Source organism: Acidobacteriota bacterium (assembly GCA_028875575.1).
Taxonomy (GTDB): domain Bacteria; phylum Acidobacteriota; class Terriglobia; order Versatilivoradales; family Versatilivoraceae; genus Versatilivorator.
Genome location: JAPPDF010000037.1, coordinates 1 through 17292 on the forward strand (window position 1 = coordinate 1; position 17292 = coordinate 17292).

A 17292-nucleotide genomic window follows, 5' to 3' on the forward strand; every position below is an offset into this window, starting at 1 on the left:
GATTATCCGCCAAAGGTCCTTCTCAGAACGGTACAGGAGTCGGTGAGACAAGGGCCCCGCCCGCGGTCGAACCGGTGGGGGGGACGGAATCGACGAGATCGCCGCATAGGAGATCCAGCCCGCAGTCGAGCCGGTGGCGGGACTCGTCTTTCGCCCGGCGAATCCTCATTCCAGCCCTTCGAAGTCCTTGACCTGTTGCCGCATCGTCTCCGGAATAGGAACCGTCCGGCCGTTCTTCATGTCGAAACAGGCCTGCACCGACAGGCCGTCTGCGATCAGACGCCCGGTCCGGCTCTCGGTCAGGCGATACTCGAAGGTGAAGCTGGAATTCTTGAGGGCGGAGATTCGGGCGGCAATGGTAATGGTCTCACCCAGGAGCGCGGGGGAGCGGTAGTTGCACTCGGTTCGCACCATCACGAATCCCCAGTCATGGGCGGGAGGGAGTCCGAAGAGGTGCTTCCAATATCGGGTGCGAACGATCTCGAAATAGGTGAGATAGACGGCGTTGTTGACGTGGCCCAGGGCGTCCAGATCTCGAAAGCGAATCTCCAGTTCGGTTGTGAAACGAAACGATGTCATGGCTGGTCGTCGTCAGGCCGTCCGAGAGACGGTAACGGCCTGGAACGGGCAATCCCGTTATCCGTCGAGTGAGTTCCGCCCATCTCGCTTTCAGTCGAAGGGATACTGCGTCACCTCGGCATCGGTCCGGACCCCGCCGCTATCCACTCCGACGCTCGTGCCGGGGTCCCAGGCCTCCTTGCGAACGTAAGCCAGGGCGATAGCTCGCCGCAGCCCGGGAGAGTAGGCGCTGTCCGTAACCCAGCCCACCTCCTGCCCGTTGCGGAATATCTTGTCTCCCCCCCGGGCGGGCTCCCCGGATGACAGCAGGAGACCCGTGAGCTTGCGATTGACGTGTCCGCGAAAGGTAGCCCGGGCCACGACTTCCTGGCCGATGTAGCACCCCTTGCTATAGCTGATGGCTTCTTCCAGGCCGGTCTCCAGGGGGATGCGGGCTTCGTCCATATCGATGCCGTACCAGGGGATACCCGCCTCAAGCCGGCGGACGTTCCAGGCTGCAAGGCCTACCGGGCGTAGTCCGGCCGGCTTTCCCGCCTGAAGGAGGAGGTTCCAGAGGTCGACTGATTGGGATTCGGGCACGATGAGGTCGCAGCCTCCCGAGGCGGTTCGCCGCACCCTTGCGCAGCGGACCGGCAGATTCCCGACTTGAATGAGGCGATGTTCGAAGGGGGCCTCCGGCGGGGAGGTTCCTCGGCACAGCCCTGCGATGACCTCGGCCGCCCTGGGTCCTTGCAGCGAGAGAATAGCCAGGTCGGCCGACCGATCGATGACCTCGACCTGATCCGCGATAATGTACCTCCTCAAGAGGGCCAGATCCTTCTCCACGAGGTCGGCGTCGACCAGCAGCATCAGGGCTTCCTCCAGACAGAGGACTCGCATGTCGGTGAGGATCCGTCCCTGGGGAGTAAGCATGAGCGCATAGCAACCCTGACCCGGTGAGAGACTCCGGATGTCGTTGGTAACCATTCCATGGAGAAATCGCGATCGGTCTCTGCCCCGCAATTCGACCACACCCTGAACCGACAGATCGAGAAGACCGGCCTCATGGCCCAAGGCGGCATACTCCTCATCCAGAGAAGTGAAGCGCTTGGGAACCTCCCGGCCCCGAAATTCCATGAAGTCCGCTCCCGACTCCCGTTGGGTTCCAAAAAGCACAGATCGTTCCGGCATGATTCCTAACTCCTGCGGCGTTAACCGTCCAGCCTCTTTCTCAACAACTCATTGACCAAGCGGGGATTGGCCTGCCCCTTGGTGGCCTTCATGACTTGACCCACAAAGAAACCGAAGGTGGCCTTTTTGCCGCCAAGATACTGCTCGAGAATTCTGGGATTGCCGGCAAGGACCTCTTCAATCACGGTTGTGATCGCATCGGGATCGGTGATCTGCTTCAGACCCTTTTCCCGGATGACCTGCCTGGCCGGCTTTTTCTCCCGAAACATGGCCTCGAAGATTTCCTTGGCCATCTTGCCCGACACCTCTTTGCTGTCGATGCATCCGATCAGTTCGGCCAATTGGCTGGGGCTGATCGGAGAGGATTCGATGTCGAGATTGAATTCCTTGAGGTCACGCAACAGGTCTCCCATGATCCAGTTGGAAGCCGCCTTGGGATTTCGGGATCGGGCAGCGGTGTCTTCGAAAAAATCGGCCAGGGCACGCGTGGTGGTCAACACACCTGCGTCGTATGCGGGGATGGAATACTCGTCCACGAACCGCTGCTTTTTTTCTTCGGGCAGCTCCGGCATGTCCGCCCGTATTTCATGCTGCCAATCGACGTCCACCGCCAGGGGCGGCAGGTCGGGTTCGGGGAAATAGCGATAATCGTGAGCTTCTTCCTTGCTGCGCATGGGGAAGGAACGCTGCTCAGTCGTGCTCCACAGGCGGGTTTCCTGAGTAACGGTACCTCCCTGCTGCAGGAGGCGTGTCTGGCGGCCGATCTCATATTCGAGCGCCTTCTGCAGAAAGCGGAAGCTGTTCAGGTTTTTCAGCTCGGTCTTGGTTCCCAGAGTCTGTGAGCCGACCGGGCGGATCGACACGTTGGCGTCGCAACGGAGACTGCCTTCCTCCATGTTGCCGTCGCAGACTTGCAGGTATTCGAGAATGACCTTCAGGCGGGTCAGGTAGTCGTGGGCCTGGGTCGGAGAATAGATCTCGGGTTCGCTGACGATTTCGATCAGCGGCGTGCCGCTCCGGTTCAAGTCGATATAACTGAAGCGATCGGAATCGGCAAATCCGTCATGAATCGATTTGCCGGCATCCTCTTCCAGATGGACACGCTTGATCCCCACCCGTTGGGGGTGGCCGTTCTCCTCGAGATCGAGGTGTCCGTATTCCGCCAGGGGTTTGTCGAATTGGGAAATCTGGTAGCCCTTGGGCAGATCGGGATAGAAGTAATTCTTGCGTGCAAAAATCGAAAGGGAATTGATGCGGCAATTGAACGCCAGGGCAGCCTTGACGGCCATGACGACCGCCTCGCGATTCAGCACCGGCAGAGCTCCGGGAAGACCCAGGCAAACCGGACAGGTATTGGTATTGGGGGGGGCTCCGAATTGGTTAGGGCAGGAGCAGAAGATCTTGGTTCGGGTCAGCAGTTGGGCGTGAACCTCGAGGCCAATGACGGCTTCATAGGTCATTTGGGTCATGGGATCTTATGGATGCGACCAATGATGGGCTTCTGCGGGTTGAGCGCTGCTCGGGTATGAGGAGTACAGCCGGGGGAACTAATCTCCCTGCTTTCTGACCAGCAGGTCAGAATCGCCCGAGTCACGGTTGATGAGAGCCTTGGCCTGAGGAAGCACCTCCAGTGCCTTGGCGAATTGGGGATCGTTCTCCAGGGAAACCTTGTGAGCCTCGGCTTGACCCACCCGAGAGAGGAAGTATTCGTAGCGCATCTGGAACTTGATGAAGTCCAGGTTGTCCTGAAAGTCGCTTTCCTTGTAGACCAGTTTCTGACTGGTCAGATAAGTCCGAAATTCCTTCAGGATTTCGGGCGTTGCCTGGAAGTTCCGGTCCACTGTCGGGTGGTCGGCGTTGTAGGCACGGATGAAGCTGAAGATCATTCCCCTGCTGGTCAGCAGCAGCTGGAATTCATTGATCTTATTGGTCTTGATCTGGAAATCCGGAGTTATGCCACCTCCCCCGTAAACCTCACGCCCGCTGTCGGTATAGTAGACTTTCCTCTTCTCCGGATCCTTGTTTCTGGCGTAGTAGTAGTCGATATACGATTGATTGGCGTAATCTCGCTGGATGAGCCTCCCGCTGGGAGTGTGCCACTTGGCGGTGGTGAGGGAAACGCCCGCGCCGTTGTCCAGGGGATAGACCGTCTGAACCAGTCCCTTGCCGAAACTGACTTCGCCCACCAGCAGCCCGCGATCATGGTCCTGAATGGCGCCGGCCACGATTTCGGAAGCACTGGCGCTGCCGGTGTTGATGAGCACCACCAGGGGGAACAGAACTCCACCGGATCCTCTGGGGGCTTCGTAGGACTGTTTGGCGCTTGGCGTGCGTCCGTCGGTAATCAAGACCTTCTGGCCCTTTTTCAGGAACTTGTCCGCCACCTGGATGGCCGCCTGCAGGTATCCTCCGGGGTTGGATCTCAGGTCAAAGATCAGACCCTGCAGATCCGTTCCCAATTTCTCCAGGCTTTCCTGAACTTCCCTGTTGGTGGTCTCGTTGAAGGTGCTGAGCTTGATGTAGCCGATACCCGGGCGGAAGAAGAAGGCGAAAGGAACACTGTGGTGGGGGATCTCATCGCGAATGATGGCCATATCGAGCAATTTCGGAATTCCGACTCGGTCTATGGAGATGTTGACCACCGTCCCCTTGGGGCCCCTCAGCCTTTCCACGACCGCCTGAATATCCAATCCCTCGGTGGGGTTCCCTTCAATCTTGGCGATGACGTCTCCGGAGCGAATGCCCAGGCGGTATGCGGGCGTCCCCGGAATGGGCGTGATGACGGTGGGCTTGGCATTCCTCATGGAGATGATGATGCCCAGCCCATAGAAATTCCCGCGCTGGTCTTCCCTGAATTGGGCGAACTGCTTGGCGTCGAAGAAGTTCGAATGGGGGTCCAACGTCTTCAACATGCTCCGCAGCGAAGCGTGAACGCTCTTCTCGACGTCGATTTCGTCGGCGTAGTACTTCTCCGCCAGGTCGAGCACCTGGGAGTAGACGTTCACCAGGAGTTCACGTTCGTTGGACTGGGACGTCGCTTGAACCGGCCTCCCCCAAAATCCTCCAATCAGGGAGGCGATAACGATGACGGTCGCGACCGTGGTCCAGGAACGAAGTCTTTGCATACCCACCTCTTAACTTGGCCCAAATATAGCACCGGCCCCCGCTCGAAGTAAAGCCTCAAACGGCAGCTCTGCCTTGACTTGAACCCCCGCTCCCATTATGATTCGGTACGTTTGGAGGAACGGATGGGCCCTATCGGCGTACCCGAGTTGATCATCATTTTTGTCGTGGCTCTGCTGGTATTCGGGCCGCGAAAGTTGCCTGAACTGGGGAAATCTCTCGGCAGGGGCCTCTCCGAGTTCCGGCGCGCCTCCAACGAGCTCAGAAATACACTGGAGGAAGAGGTTCGCGCGGCCGAATACGAGCCTCCCCCACCCCCACCCAAGCTGGACAAGCCGGCTGAAGCCGCGCCTGCCGACCCTCAACCGGCCGTCGAGACCGGGGAGGATCCGGCAGCGCCGACCTCCTCCGAAGCGGAGGGCGGCGATAGCGCGGCGGAATCCGCCTCCGCCGGGGAGCAACTGGAAGCTCCCTCCCAACCTTCAGAAGCCGACTCCGGCCCGGAGCCGGAGGCTGCCACAGCCTCCTCGCCCGGCTTGAGTTCGGAGCCCAAGCCTGAACCCAAGCCGGATGGACACTGACCCAAGGGACGAAAACGAGCTTGCGGCCTCCGGCAAGATGTCCTTTTTGGATCATCTGGACGAGTTGCGCCGGCGCATCATCGTGGCCATCGCCGCGGTGGGCATCACTTTTGTTGCCTGCTGGATCTTTCACGAGAGAATCTTCGACTTCCTGTCGGTTCCGATCACCCAGCACCTGGGAGATCGCAAGCTGACCTATCTGAGCCCCACCGAGCCCTTCATGATCTACATGAAGGCTTCCTTCTACGCCGCGATCTTTGTGGCCTCCCCCGTGGTACTGTGGCAGGTCTGGCTGTTCATTGCCCCGGGGCTTTATTCCCGCGAAAAACGATACGCCATACCCTTCCTGCTGTCGTCCAGCATGCTCTTTATTCTGGGGGGAATCTTCGCCTACACGGTCGGCCTTCCCATGACCTTGAACTTTCTCACCGATTTCGGCCGAAACTTTCAGGAGATCGTGACCGCAACCTTCTACTTCGACTTTGCCCTGGTCGTCATCCTGGGATGCGCCATCATTTTCGAAATTCCGATCGTCATTTTCTTCCTCTCCATCATGGGCATCACCAATGCCCGATTCCTGTTGAGAAACCTTCGCTACGCGGTCCTCATTATTTTCATTACAGCAGCCATCATCACGCCAACGCCTGACATCCCAACCTTGATGGTCTTCGCCGCGCCCATGCTCTTGCTGTACCTGGTGGGCATATTGGTAGCCTGGATCTTCGGCAAAAAGCGCCTGAGGGATGAGAATTCCGACTGACGTTCCAGGGCCCTTTTCCCGATCCCGCGGTTACAGCGGTCTTGCTGGTGACCCGCCATGGCCGATTCCCCCAGCGCAGATCGGCAGTCATTGAGAGCACGCCTGGTCAAGGGCAGGCCGATCTTCAGGCGCCATCTCTACATCAGCTCCGCTCTCTTTCTGCTGGTGATCGGCGCCATCGCCTTTTCCCTGATCGATTTGGCCAACCGCTGGGCAGGCGAGCGGGTGGAGCTTGAAATGGAGGCATTGCGCGACGATTTGAAGGATCGGATCGAGGATCGAATGCGCCTCGTCGATCTGGAGCTGCCGGGCGCCGATCCCGCCGATGAGCTTCTGCGGCGGCAGCACATGGAGCGGTATCTGGAGGAGTTGTTGGCCGCCAACGACCAGGTCGTCTATGTTTTCGCAAGGCACCCCCGGGGAGACCTCCTTTGGCAGCGCCTGCAGATGGGAAGGGAACTGGAGCAGAGCCACTTTCCCGACCTCATTCTGTCAGCCAGGGCAAGACAGGAAATCGCTTCGGTCAGCAATCCTGGAGAGCGAATTACCGACTGGGTCGAGCCGGTTGTTTCCCAGCGGCAATTGAGGCTGTTCATCCATTTCGGTTTCGACAACACCCTCATCGCAGACCGGGTTGCGGAAGACCAGACCCGGATCAATCGGCAGATCCTGGTGGCTTCCTCGGTGGTGCTGGCGCTGCTGCTGGTAGCCCTTTTCTATGTGCGCTGGCTGCTCAAGCAAGCCCAAGTGATCGAGGCCGAAGCCCACACGGCCGAGCGGCTGGCGGTGCTGGGGACGCTGGCCAGCGGGCTGGCCCATGAGATCCGGAACCCCCTGAGCGCCATCAACCTGAATCTGCAGATGATCGAAGAGGAAGTCTCCCAGTCTCGGAACCATTCCGGCGAGATGACCCAACTCCTGGCCGGGGCCAAGTCCGAGATTCGGAGGCTGGAGCGGTTGGCCCGCAATTTTCTGGTCTATGCCAAACCGTTGAAGCCGGATCGACAGGTGGTTTCGCTGCCGCAGGTCCTGGACCAGGTGGTCCGGCTGGTGGCCAAGGAGTTCGACAGAGCAGGAATCGAGCTGGTGAGGCAGGACGGGCCGGGATTGCCGGAGTTTCGGGGAGACCGGGATTTGTTGCAGCAGGCCGTCATGAACCTGCTGGTCAATGCCAGGGAATCGGTCCTGGCCAGGGGGGATGGACCGCGGCAGATCTCAATGGGGGCCAGGCGGGAGGCGGGTCGCCTGCTGGTGTGGGTTCGCGACAGCGGCACCGGAGTCTCGGAGGGGGAAACCGGCCGGCTCTTTGACCTGTTTTATTCGAGCAAGCGTGGGGGGACGGGTCTGGGCTTGCCCATTGCCCAACGGATCGTGGAAGCCCACGGCGGGCGGTTGGAGTGGAAGAATATTGACCAGGGAGGGGCGGAGTTTTCGATGCTCTTCAACCTTTAGCAAGGCTGTACCGCAAACCGATAGGCCGGCGAAAAGAGATATCCACCAAGAGACACGAAGAACGACGAAGGGACCCGAAGAAAAACCCAATGAATTGTTGAGCTTTTTGCAGAATTCGCCGCGGGACGTTTACCGCGAATGGCCACAAAAGGCAAAAAATCACAACGTGTGACTCTTGTGCTTTATGTGGTAAGACAGCATTTTTGACCAGGTCGCACCCAATATTGAAAAAGGAAGAACCTCAGGTTTGCCGGCAGGATGACCTGCCCCGCTACGATTTTTGCAAAAGGCTCTTGTTGATTGGGGAACTGCTTACAAGGGCTGAATGCGGCAGCCGCCTTCGCGTTTTGCTGGAACCGCCCGCTGGCACCCTTGGAATAATCAACCAAAGACCCTATCCCCTGGGCAGTGTTGTGTATTAGGGGAGAGCCGCCAAGGCGGCCATATGGGGCCGGCACAAAAAAAAGCCACCGGAGCGGGCTCCGGTGGCTTTGAGGTTTTTGGGTCCAGGTGTCAGTACATCCCGCCGCCATGGGGCGGCGCGGGCGGAGGAGTCTTGTCCTCCTCGGGAATGTCCGCCACCAGAGCCTCGGTGGTCAGCAGTAGCCCCGCGATGGATGCGGCGTTTTGCAACGCTGTCCGGGTCACCTTGGCTGGATCGATCACTCCCGCCTCCACCAGGTCGCCGTAAGTGTCGGTGGCGGCGTTGTAGCCATTGTTTCCGGTTTCTCCACCGACCCTGGATACGACCACTGCGCCCTCGACACCGGCATTCTGGGCGATTTGCCTCAAGGGTTCCTCGAGGGCCCGGCGGACGATGTTGCAGCCGATCTGCTCATCGCCATCCAAATCGAGTGTGTCGAGGCTGGGAATGGCTCGAATCAGGGAAACTCCGCCACCGGCCACGATGCCTTCTTCGACGGCAGCCCGGGTGGCGTGCATCGCATCTTCGACGCGAGCCTTCTTCTCTTTCATCTCGGTTTCGGTCGCCGCGCCCACCTTGATGACGGCTACTCCGCCAACCAGCTTGGCAAGCCGTTCCTGCAGCTTTTCCCGGTCGTAGTCGGAAGTCGTCTCGTCGATCTGGGCCCTCAACTGATTGACCCGGCCCTGGATGTCGGAACTTGCTCCCGAACCCTCCACGATGGTGGTGTTGTCCTTGTCGATGGTGATCTTCTTGGCGTCGCCGAGGTCGCCAAGCTGAACATTCTCCAGCTTGATGCCCAGGTCCTCGCTGATGACTCTGCCACCGGTCAGGATGGCAATGTCTTCCAGCATGGCCTTGCGCCGGTCGCCAAATCCGGGCGCCTTCACGGCCGCGCAGTTGAGCGTTCCGCGCAACTTGTTCACTACAAGCGTTGCCAGGGCCTCGCCTTCCACTTCCTCGGCCACAATGACGAACGGCTTTCCGGTTTTGGCAATCTGCTCCAGCAGGGGAAGTAGATCTTTCATGGAGCTGATCTTCTTCTCATGGAGGAGAATGAGGGCATTCTCCAGCGCGCATTCCATCCGCTCCGGGTCGGTCACAAAGTAGGGAGACAGGTAGCCGCGGTCGAACTGCATGCCCTCCACCACCTCCAGGGCGGTTTCGATGGTCTTGGCTTCCTCGACCGTGATGACTCCGTCCTTGCCTACCTTGGCCATGGCCTCGGAAATGATGGTGCCGATGGTGGCATCCCCGTTGGCGGAAACGGTGCCGACCTGGGCAATGGCCTCTCCCCGCACCGGCTTTGACAAGCTGCCGATTTCGTCAACGGCTCTGTCGACCGCCTTGTCGATGCCACGCTTCAGAGCCATCGGATTGGCTCCGGCCGCGACCGTCTTGACGCCTTCCCGGAAAATCGCCTGAGCCAGAACCGTCGCCGTGGTCGTCCCGTCCCCAGCCACGTCGCTGGTCTTGGAAGCCACTTCCCGAACCATCTGGGCGCCCATGTTTTCCTCGACGTCCTTGAGTTCGACCTCCTTGGCCACGGTGACCCCGTCCTTGGTAATGGTCGGCGACCCGAATTTCTTGTCCAGGACGACGTTCCGTCCCTTGGGACCCAGGGTGATGCGAACCGCGTCGGCCAACTGATTGACACCCTTCAGGATGGCTTGACGGGAATCTTCACCGTGAGTAATTCGCTTTGCCATTCTTCATTCCTCCATATTTTTGGTGGGTTGATCTGTCGAGGCCGGGTTGGCCCGGGTGGGACGCCTTCGCCTCCTAGCCGGCGTCCGCCAGAATACCGAGGACCTCGTCTTCCCTCAGGATGAGGTATTCCTCACCTTCAATCTTGATGTCGGTTCCTGAATATTTGCCGAAGAGTATGTGATCGCCTTCTTTGACCTCCAGGTTCAAGCGGGTCCCATCGTCCAGGATCTTTCCATTGCCAACCGCCACCACAATTCCCTCCTGGGGCTTTTCCTTGGCGGTGTCGGGAATGATGATCCCACCCCTGATGTTTTCGGTCTCCTCGATGCGCCTGATCAGTATCCGGTCGTGGAGCGGTCTGACCTTCATGCCGGCATCTCCTTTCTATTCCACATGTCACCAGTCTTGCGATCGGATCGGAGTCGTTAGCACTCCAGGTCCGAGAGTGCTGATAATAGGAACGGGTCCCTACCGAGTCAAGCGTTTTTTGGTTGGAACGGCTTTTTTTCGGGGGTTGGAGTGGTTGGATGAAGAGAGCTTTTTTTGAAGGGTGTTGCGGTGGATTCCCAGCGTCCTGGCGGTCTGGGTCCGATTGCCCCCGGATCGCTCTAAACACTTCATGATAAACTGTTTTTCAAATTCCTTGGTGGCTTCTTCAAAGAGAAGCCCTCGATCCAGCATTTCGGTGATCAGGCGGTCCAGTTGGTCTTTCACGATCGAATCCCCATGAGTTTTCCGCGCCGTGCTGCCGAATCGCCCCAAAACCCGGCCACTCTCCCAACCCTCGCTCTCAGGGTGCCAAGGTGTCTGATTCCCTGTTGAGAAGGCCCCTGCGCAGACAACTGAACGCAGCCTAGGCTTCCTCTTCACTCGGCGGCTCGGACTGTTCCCGCCAGAGTCTCTCCACTTCGCCGTAGCCTTCCATGAATCGATCCTTCAGGGTCTGAGGGGTGATCAGGATCAGGACCCGGGCGCTGACCAGGAGGAACGGGGCCAACCTGGCTTCCTGGATGCTGGCCAACTTTATCGGGAAGGCTGTCAGGAGCAGAACCAGAACGGCAGCGATCAGCCATCCGCGAATCAGTCCGAAAGCGGCTCCCAGCACGCGGTCGAACCACTGCAGGTGTGCCAGTCTCACGAATTTGTGGACGAAGAAGGAGACCAGGGCTCCTGCAATCAGGCATCCCGAGAAAATCGTCACAAAGCCCAGGATGGCGGCAAGGTCCTGGCTCGTGACGAACTGAAGAAAGAAACCGGTGGTCATCGAGTACAGCCAGGAAGCCAGCACGATTCCAACCACCACCGACCCCAGAGAGATGGCCTCTCGGGCGAAGCCCTTCAGCAGACTGCCAAACACGGAGATGAACACCACCGCCAGGATGACCCAGTCGAGGGAGTTCAGTTCGCGGAGAAGCTCCATGCAGTCAGTCCCTCCTGTCCATCAGCTCTTCAATCATCTCTTTGCCGCGGACTTTAACGGAGCCAATGCGAACGTGCGGTTTGACTCTCCCGTGAAAATCGGAGCCCGCCGTCTTCACCAGATTCCAGCGGGCCGCCCAGTCGGAGAACCGTCGAGTCGACCGGGGCTCATGGTAGGAGGAATAGACTTCCAAACCGACCAGTCCATGAGCGACAAAGGTCTGCAGAACATTCTCGTCGGCCTCATAGCCGGGAGCCCCCGGGTGGGCCAATACCGGCACGCCGCCTGCCCGGCGGATCAACTGCAGGGCTTCCAGGGTTCCGAGCCTCTCCATCTCGGCAAAAGCGGGTTTCCCAGGGGCAAAGAAGTCTCGATAAAAGGCAATGACCCCTCGGGCGGCGTCCTTCCCGTGAAGATAGCGATGCAGCCTGGGAGACTCCCGGGATTCGGGTTTCGCCAAGAGGGCTTGAGCGATGGCCGGACCCGTCGGTATCGGGTTGCCGATAGCTCGGATGACCTCTTCAAATGTAATCCCGAAACCTGAATGCCGCAGCCGTTCCACCCTTGCCTTCGCCTGTTGACGTCTTCCCTCGGCCAAGCCTTGAAGCCTTGACTGCAACTCGGCAGACCGGTAATCGACCAGGGGGGCCAGCACGTGGAACTTGCGGGTCAGGTAATGAGTGCTGATCTCGACGTTGGGGTAAAACTCAAGGGGAAACTCCCGGGCCAGGCGTGTTCCCTCGGCGATGGCCGCCACCGTGTCGTGGTCGGAGATGCACAGACCGGCAAGACCGGCTTGGCAAGCCATTTCAAAAAGCCGCCGGGGGGGATGGTCGGCGTCACTGGAGTAATTCGAATGAATGTGTAGGTCGTAGAAGCGAGACATCGCCCATCCGATCCGGACCCGCCCGCATGGTTACCGGCAGCCTGCGCGATTCAGCGAATTTTAGGGAGAATCTTCTAAAATAAAGACTGAATTTCCCATTGAACAGGGAAGAAGATTCTCTTTCAATCAATGTTTATATCAATTAAAGGGAACGCACTTCATCGGTAGGTCACGTAGTTTTCTCTGCAAGACGAAGTTCCAGCAGTCAGCTATCCAGTTTTCTGTCGGTGAGGCGCTCGAAAGCATCCATGTACTTCCGGCTGGTCGCTTCCACGACCCAGTCGGGCAGCTTGGGCGCGGGAGGCTGCTTGTTCCACTGAATCTCTTCCAGGTAGTTCCGCACGAACTGCTTGTCGAATGGCTGCTGGGGTTTGCCGGGCTCGTAGTCGGAAGCCAGCCAGAACCGGGAAGAGTCTGGAGTCAGGACTTCGTCGACGAGAATGATGTCGCCCTGGTAGGCGCCGAACTCAAACTTGGTGTCGGCAATGATGAAGCCCTTGGTAGCCGCGTAGTCGCGGGCCTTGCAGTAGATGGACAAAGTGATGTCACGGAGCCTTTCGGCCGTGTCCTGCCCAATCAGCTCGACCATTCGTTCAAAGGAGATATTTTCGTCGTGACCGGTGGTGGCCTTGGTGGCGGGAGTAAAAACAGGCTCCTCCAGGCGGGCCGATTCCGGCAGTCCTGAGGGCAGCTGGATGCCGCAAACCGACTGGGACCGCTGATACTCCTTCCAGCCCGATCCGGCCAGGTAACCCCTGACCACGCATTCCACCGGAAAGACCTCGGCTTTCTTCACCAGCATCGATCGTCCGGCCAGCAGGTGGCCAAAGGGTTGAAGATCGGCTGGAAACTCCTCGACGTCGGCTGTTACCAGGTGGTGAGGAACAATATCGGCGATGCGCTCGAACCAGAAGAGCGACATCTGGGTCAGGATGCGTCCCTTGTTGGGAATGCCACTGGCCAGCACATAGTCGAAGGCCGAAATTCTGTCTGTGGCGATGATCAGCAGGTGGTCCCCAATTTCGTAGTTGTCTCGGACCTTGCCTCTTCCGACCAGGTGGTGATGGGGTAAGTTCACCTCGGTTTGCAGGCTCTCTGCGGCCATAGGATTGCTCACTGTCCTTTCGTTTGGGAGCGCCGGGCGGAAATAGGGAGGAGACCCTCGAACCTTTCGACTTGCCCGGATTTTTCCTTCAGGAGGGGGCCATTCTAGTACATGGAGGATGGTTGTCAAGGCCCATGTGAGAACCCGTTTGAAACCCGTAAGAAGACGGCCGGCAGCAGGGGAATCAGTTCATCCGGACCGAGACCAGCTTGGACACGCCGGCCTCTTCCATGGTCACTCCATAGAGTGCGTCAGCCGCCTCCATGGTGCGCTTGCTGTGGGTGATGAGCAGGAATTGGGTCTCCCCGCTCATGGATTTGATCTTCTGCGAGTACCGCCCCAGGTTGACGTCGTCCAGGGGAGCGTCGACTTCATCCAGAACGCAAAAAGGGCTGGGTTGGTAGCTGAAAATGGCCAGCAGAAGGGCGATGGCGGTCAACGCCTTTTCGCCGCCCGAGAGGAGCAGCACATTCTGCAATCGTTTCCCCGGCGGCTGGGCGACGATCTCGATCCCCGTCTCCAGCAGATCCTGAGGGTCCAGCAATTTCATTTCGCCCCGCCCCCCTCCGAACAATTCGCGGAAGCTTTCCCTGAAGTTCAGGTTCACGGCGTCGAAGGCTTGCTGAAACTGCTCGCAGGAGACCTCGTCGATCTCGCGGATGGCGGCGCCGGTGTCCTCAATGGAATCGAGCAGGTCCCGGCGTTGCCGGTTGAGGAAATCGAATCGCTCCTCGCATTCCTGGAATTCCTCCAGGGCCATCATGTTCACCGGTCCCATGGAATCCAGGCGTTTCCTTAGCCGGAGGTAGCGTTCCTCCGCTTTCCGATAGGTTTCCTGGTTGAATTCGCCGGCCCCCTCCACCTGAAGCGATTCCAGCAGTTCCCCCAATTCCTGGCGGCAGGTTTCTTCCAGATGGGAATAGTCGGAGGTGAGCCGGGCGCGGTCGACCTCGATTTGCGTCTTCCGGTTCCTTAGTTCGTCCAGTTCCAGGCGCCACCCCTGCAGCTCTTCTCCCAGTTGTGCCTGGGCCTTTCGGGACGCCTCCAACCGGCCCTCCCTGATCCGGATCTCAGCCTCCAGAGAAGCGCGTTGCACGGCTCGATTGAAGACGGTTTCCTCCAGTTGTCGAACCGAATTCCGTATCTCCAGGCTCTGACCGGACCACTCCTCTCGCTGGGCGTCAAGCCTGGTCCTGCGTTGGAGGCAGGCTTGCAGGTTGGCTTGAACCCGTTCCAGGTCGGCCTCGGTAGCGAGCTTGCGCTCGCCGCAAGCGGCCAGCTCCGAGCCTGTTTGGCTGAGCTGCCGCGAATGTTGCAACCATTCGTCCCTCAAGCTGCGCCAGTCGGCTTGATTCGAGTCGATGGCCCGGCCTACCTCGGTCTTGCGTGCTTCGGCCCGCGCGATTTCCGATCCGGACTGGAGGCGGCGCCGGCCGATTTCCGACCGCTCTTGAGCCACGCTCCGGAGTTCCCCGGCGAATTCCCGCTCCCTTTGGCTGAGGCGTTCGAGCTCGCCGGCGAGGTACTCAAGCCGGTGATCGGAGCCTACCAGCTCCTTTTCCAGTTCCTGCACCTGCCGGTTCACCCGGGTCAGCTCCTGCTCGCCGGACTGCACCGACCGGTCCAGAGCCTGGAACCGTTCCTCCAGCGACAGCAGGTCCCGTCGGGCCGATTCGAGCCGGCGGCCCAACTCGCGGATCTCTCGCTTCAGGGAGAGGTGTCCGCGCTGGTCCCCGCTGCCGCCGGAAATGAGCTGTCCTCGAAACACCTCACCCTGGGGCGTCAGCACCGTCAACTTCGGATGGGCGTGAGCGATCTCCAGGGCCGCCTCGTAGCTGGGGGCAATGAGGCTGTGGAACAGATGGGGGAGGGCAGAGCGCAGCCCCTGGCGATGGCGGGAGGGCACACGGATGACGCGGCTCATGGGAATGAGCCGTGGGTCTCCATCGGCCAGATCCTGAACCAGGGCTTCAAGAGTGTCTGGGGCCAGGTCGGAGGCGCCATTGCCGGGGAACAGAAAAGTGGATCTGCCGGCGCCGCTCTTGCGCAGCAGATCGATGCCCTCCCGCGCGTTGGACGGAGAATCCACCAGGAAATATTCGAGCTCATGACGCACAAACTGTTCTACGGTCTTCTCGTGCTCGGCATTCACCTCTACCAGATCGGCCAGGATGCCGTGGGTCCGAAAATCGGCGCCGCCGGACCGGTCGGCAACCGACAACAGCATCCGCACCGATTCGGCGCTGTAGGCATGATGGGCAGCCAGCTCCTGAAGAGACTGAAGTCGTTGATCCTGCGCACTGAGGTCTTCCCGTTTCTCAGCCACCTGCTGCCGCGCTCGAATCTGCTGCTCCCGTTCCCGGTCGACGTCTGCCGAGAGTGCTTTGACCCTGTCGGCCAACTCCCGCAGGCGCGCTTCCTCGTCGGCGTGTCGGTTGCCGGCCTTTTCACGGGTGTCCGCCAGGCTCCGGTGATCCCGGGCTGCCTGATTGCGTTCGTTTTCCAGGCGAACGGACTGCAGCCCCAGCTGCTTCTCGTGCTCGTCCATCTGGGTGACGGCGCTGCGAAGGGTGGTCGCCCGACTCAGTAGGTCCAGTTGTTCCGACCTCAGTCGGTCTCCCGCGGTCTCCAGTTCGCCCAGCTTCTTCTGCCGGAGTTCCTGCTCCCGATTGCGAGCGTCGTACTGCTCGTCCAGGCTGTCGAATTGCCGGGTCACCTGCTGGAGGGCCTGCTGCTTTTCGCCGACCTGCGCATGAAATTGCTCCTCCTGCTCCGAGAGCAACTGGAGCTCGAGGGCATTTTCGCGAGACCGGACTTCCAGTTGGTCGTACCGGTCCTTCTGATGCTGAATCGTCTGCTGATCCCTCTGGTTATCCATCTGCAACAGGGACAACCGTTCACGTTGCCCTTTCAATGCGGTCTCGGCCTCGAAGTGAGCGTCGTTCTCTCGGCGAAAATGGGTCTCCTGCTGCTGGATGTATTCCTGTTTCCGATCGACCTGGTCCTGGAATCGATCGAACTCTTCCGATACCTGGCTCAGTTGGGCCTTCAGGTGGCGGGCGCGGGCGGAGAAGAGGCTCCTGGAGAGATTTCGGGCTTCCTGGCTGAGTTCCCGGAAGCGGTGGGCCTTGCCGGCCTGGCGCTTGAGGGTGTCGAGCTGGCGGGAAACCTCCTCGGTGATATCGTTGACACGGAGCAGGTTCTGTTTGGCCTGTTCCAGTTTCGAGGAGGCCAGCTTGCGCTTGACCTTGAATTTGGTGACCCCGGCCGCCTCCTCGATAATGGCCCGTCGGTCCGAGGGTTTGGAGCTGAGGATCAGTCCTACCCGGTCCTGCTCTATCAGCGCATAGGAATCCGGTCCCAGTCCGGTTCCCAGGAATGTCTCCTGAACGTCCCGCAGGCGGACCTTCCTTCCGTTGAGAAGGTACTCGCTCTCTCCCGAACGAAAGAGGCGCCGGGACACCACCAACTCTCCCGGTTTGGCGGGCTTCCTGGACTGTCTTCTCCTCTTTTTGGAGGTTGAGGCAGGTCTGGCCTCGAAGGGAATGGTCCGGCCGGAACCCTCGTTCATTGCCTCACCCTTGCCAGGGGCGCCGTCTTGGCCGACTGTCGGACCGTTGCCGGCCAAAGCCGTCGTTGAGGCAGAGGAGGCGGTCGAGGCCGGTTCCTCTGCCCTCTCCGGATCGAACAGAACCACGCTGACCTCGGCCAGCCCCAGGGGCAGCCGGGAGCGGGTTCCGTTAAAAATCACGTCCCGCATTCTCCCGCCCCGAAGGGTTCGGGCGCTCTGCTCCCCCAACACCCATGCAATGGCATCCGAGATGTTGCTCTTGCCGCAACCGTTGGGTCCCACGATAGCGGCGATGCCGGATCCGTCAAAAGTCAGTTCGGTTTTGTCAGCGAAGGATTTGAAGCCTTGAATCTGGATTTGCTTCAGTTTCAGCAATAGGAAGGCACCCTCAAAGGCTTGACGCCAACTGGAACTGTTGGGGTTGACAGGGTCGGGAAAGGGTAGGGATTCATGCTGACTCGGCGAGTGTACCACGGATCGGACAGGAGTGCAAAGGACCATGGAAAAGACT

The 17292-nt window shown here is 59.5% G+C and carries 14 protein-coding genes; 3 read left to right on the forward strand and 11 right to left on the reverse strand.

Annotated elements, in window-relative coordinates:
• Nucleotides 1–165: 165 nt before the first annotated feature.
• From OXI69_05025 to OXI69_05040, 4 genes are all read right to left on the reverse strand, one after another.
• Nucleotides 166–579: a thioesterase family protein gene (locus tag OXI69_05025; GenBank protein ID MDE2665491.1), complete on the reverse strand. Its 414-nt coding sequence runs from the start codon at nucleotides 577–579 to the stop codon at nucleotides 166–168.
• A gap of 90 nt (nucleotides 580–669) precedes the next feature.
• Nucleotides 670–1749, reverse strand: coding sequence for an aminomethyltransferase family protein (locus OXI69_05030; GenBank protein ID MDE2665492.1), 1080 nt, complete (start codon nucleotides 1747–1749; stop codon nucleotides 670–672).
• 20 nt (nucleotides 1750–1769) lie between these two features.
• The gene (gene gatB / locus OXI69_05035; protein ID MDE2665493.1) at nucleotides 1770–3209 is read right to left on the reverse strand and encodes an Asp-tRNA(Asn)/Glu-tRNA(Gln) amidotransferase subunit GatB; all 1440 of its coding nucleotides are present in this window, start codon (nucleotides 3207–3209) and stop codon (nucleotides 1770–1772) included.
• An 87-nt stretch (nucleotides 3210–3296) separates the two neighbouring features.
• Nucleotides 3297–4874, reverse strand: a complete 1578-nt coding sequence (locus OXI69_05040) for a S41 family peptidase (GenBank protein ID MDE2665494.1) — start codon at nucleotides 4872–4874, stop codon at nucleotides 3297–3299.
• 123 nt (nucleotides 4875–4997) lie between these two features.
• On the opposite strand from OXI69_05040, the gene tatA reads away from it, so the two are divergent.
• The 3 genes from tatA to OXI69_05055 are packed head-to-tail and all read left to right on the forward strand — an operon-like array spanning nucleotide 4998 to nucleotide 7665.
• Nucleotides 4998–5453, forward strand: a complete 456-nt coding sequence (gene tatA / locus OXI69_05045; protein MDE2665495.1) for a twin-arginine translocase TatA/TatE family subunit — start codon at nucleotides 4998–5000, stop codon at nucleotides 5451–5453.
• Complete coding sequence (tatC, locus tag OXI69_05050; protein MDE2665496.1) at nucleotides 5443–6213, forward strand: twin-arginine translocase subunit TatC; 771 nt, start codon at nucleotides 5443–5445, stop codon at nucleotides 6211–6213. The genes tatA and tatC overlap by 11 nt, the downstream gene beginning before the upstream one ends.
• A 57-nt stretch (nucleotides 6214–6270) precedes the next feature.
• Nucleotides 6271–7665 carry an ATP-binding protein gene (locus OXI69_05055; GenBank protein MDE2665497.1) on the forward strand — a complete coding sequence of 465 codons (1395 nt, stop codon included), beginning with the start codon at nucleotides 6271–6273 and terminating at the stop codon, nucleotides 7663–7665.
• A gap of 513 nt (nucleotides 7666–8178) precedes the next feature.
• On the opposite strand, the gene groL is transcribed toward OXI69_05055, so the two are convergent.
• The 7 genes from groL to smc all read right to left on the reverse strand — a co-directional run bounded on the left by groL (nucleotide 8179) and on the right by smc (nucleotide 17156).
• Nucleotides 8179–9798, reverse strand: a complete 1620-nt coding sequence (gene groL / locus OXI69_05060) for a chaperonin GroEL (protein ID MDE2665498.1) — start codon at nucleotides 9796–9798, stop codon at nucleotides 8179–8181.
• Between the two features lie 73 nt (nucleotides 9799–9871).
• Complete coding sequence (gene groES / locus OXI69_05065) at nucleotides 9872–10168, reverse strand: co-chaperone GroES (GenBank protein ID MDE2665499.1); 297 nt, start codon at nucleotides 10166–10168, stop codon at nucleotides 9872–9874.
• A gap of 99 nt (nucleotides 10169–10267) precedes the next feature.
• Nucleotides 10268–10513 (reverse strand): helix-turn-helix domain-containing protein, encoded by a 246-nt coding sequence (locus OXI69_05070; protein MDE2665500.1) that lies wholly within the window; start codon nucleotides 10511–10513, stop codon nucleotides 10268–10270.
• Nucleotides 10514–10652: 139 nt separating this feature from the next.
• A complete protein-coding gene (locus OXI69_05075; GenBank protein ID MDE2665501.1) occupies nucleotides 10653–11219 on the reverse strand; it encodes a CvpA family protein in 567 nt (188 codons plus the stop codon).
• Between the two features lie 4 nt (nucleotides 11220–11223).
• On the reverse strand, nucleotides 11224–12105 hold the full coding sequence (locus OXI69_05080; GenBank protein ID MDE2665502.1) for a PHP domain-containing protein: 882 nt from the start codon (nucleotides 12103–12105) through the stop codon (nucleotides 11224–11226).
• Between the two features lie 205 nt (nucleotides 12106–12310).
• Nucleotides 12311–13210: a phosphoribosylaminoimidazolesuccinocarboxamide synthase gene (locus OXI69_05085; GenBank protein ID MDE2665503.1), complete on the reverse strand. Its 900-nt coding sequence runs from the start codon at nucleotides 13208–13210 to the stop codon at nucleotides 12311–12313.
• A gap of 184 nt (nucleotides 13211–13394) precedes the next feature.
• Nucleotides 13395–17156 (reverse strand): chromosome segregation protein SMC, encoded by a 3762-nt coding sequence (smc, locus tag OXI69_05090; protein MDE2665504.1) that lies wholly within the window; start codon nucleotides 17154–17156, stop codon nucleotides 13395–13397.
• Nucleotides 17157–17292 lie beyond the last annotated feature (136 nt).

Coding starts and splice junctions, on each gene's coding strand:
- gatB (MDE2665493.1), bottom strand. CDS start 3,209: ATGACCTATGAAGCCGTCATTGGCCTCGAGGTTCACGCCCAACTGCTG.
- OXI69_05055 (MDE2665497.1), top strand. CDS start 6,271: ATGGCCGATTCCCCCAGCGCAGATCGGCAGTCATTGAGAGCACGCCTG.
- groL (MDE2665498.1), bottom strand. CDS start 9,798: ATGGCAAAGCGAATTACTCACGGTGAAGATTCCCGTCAAGCCATCCTG.
- tatC (MDE2665496.1), top strand. CDS start 5,443: ATGGACACTGACCCAAGGGACGAAAACGAGCTTGCGGCCTCCGGCAAG.
- OXI69_05075 (MDE2665501.1), bottom strand. CDS start 11,219: ATGGAGCTTCTCCGCGAACTGAACTCCCTCGACTGGGTCATCCTGGCG.
- groES (MDE2665499.1), bottom strand. CDS start 10,168: ATGAAGGTCAGACCGCTCCACGACCGGATACTGATCAGGCGCATCGAG.
- tatA (MDE2665495.1), top strand. CDS start 4,998: ATGGGCCCTATCGGCGTACCCGAGTTGATCATCATTTTTGTCGTGGCT.
- OXI69_05040 (MDE2665494.1), bottom strand. CDS start 4,874: ATGCAAAGACTTCGTTCCTGGACCACGGTCGCGACCGTCATCGTTATC.
- OXI69_05025 (MDE2665491.1), bottom strand. CDS start 579: ATGACATCGTTTCGTTTCACAACCGAACTGGAGATTCGCTTTCGAGAT.
- OXI69_05030 (MDE2665492.1), bottom strand. CDS start 1,749: ATGCCGGAACGATCTGTGCTTTTTGGAACCCAACGGGAGTCGGGAGCG.
- OXI69_05080 (MDE2665502.1), bottom strand. CDS start 12,105: ATGTCTCGCTTCTACGACCTACACATTCATTCGAATTACTCCAGTGAC.
- OXI69_05085 (MDE2665503.1), bottom strand. CDS start 13,210: ATGGCCGCAGAGAGCCTGCAAACCGAGGTGAACTTACCCCATCACCAC.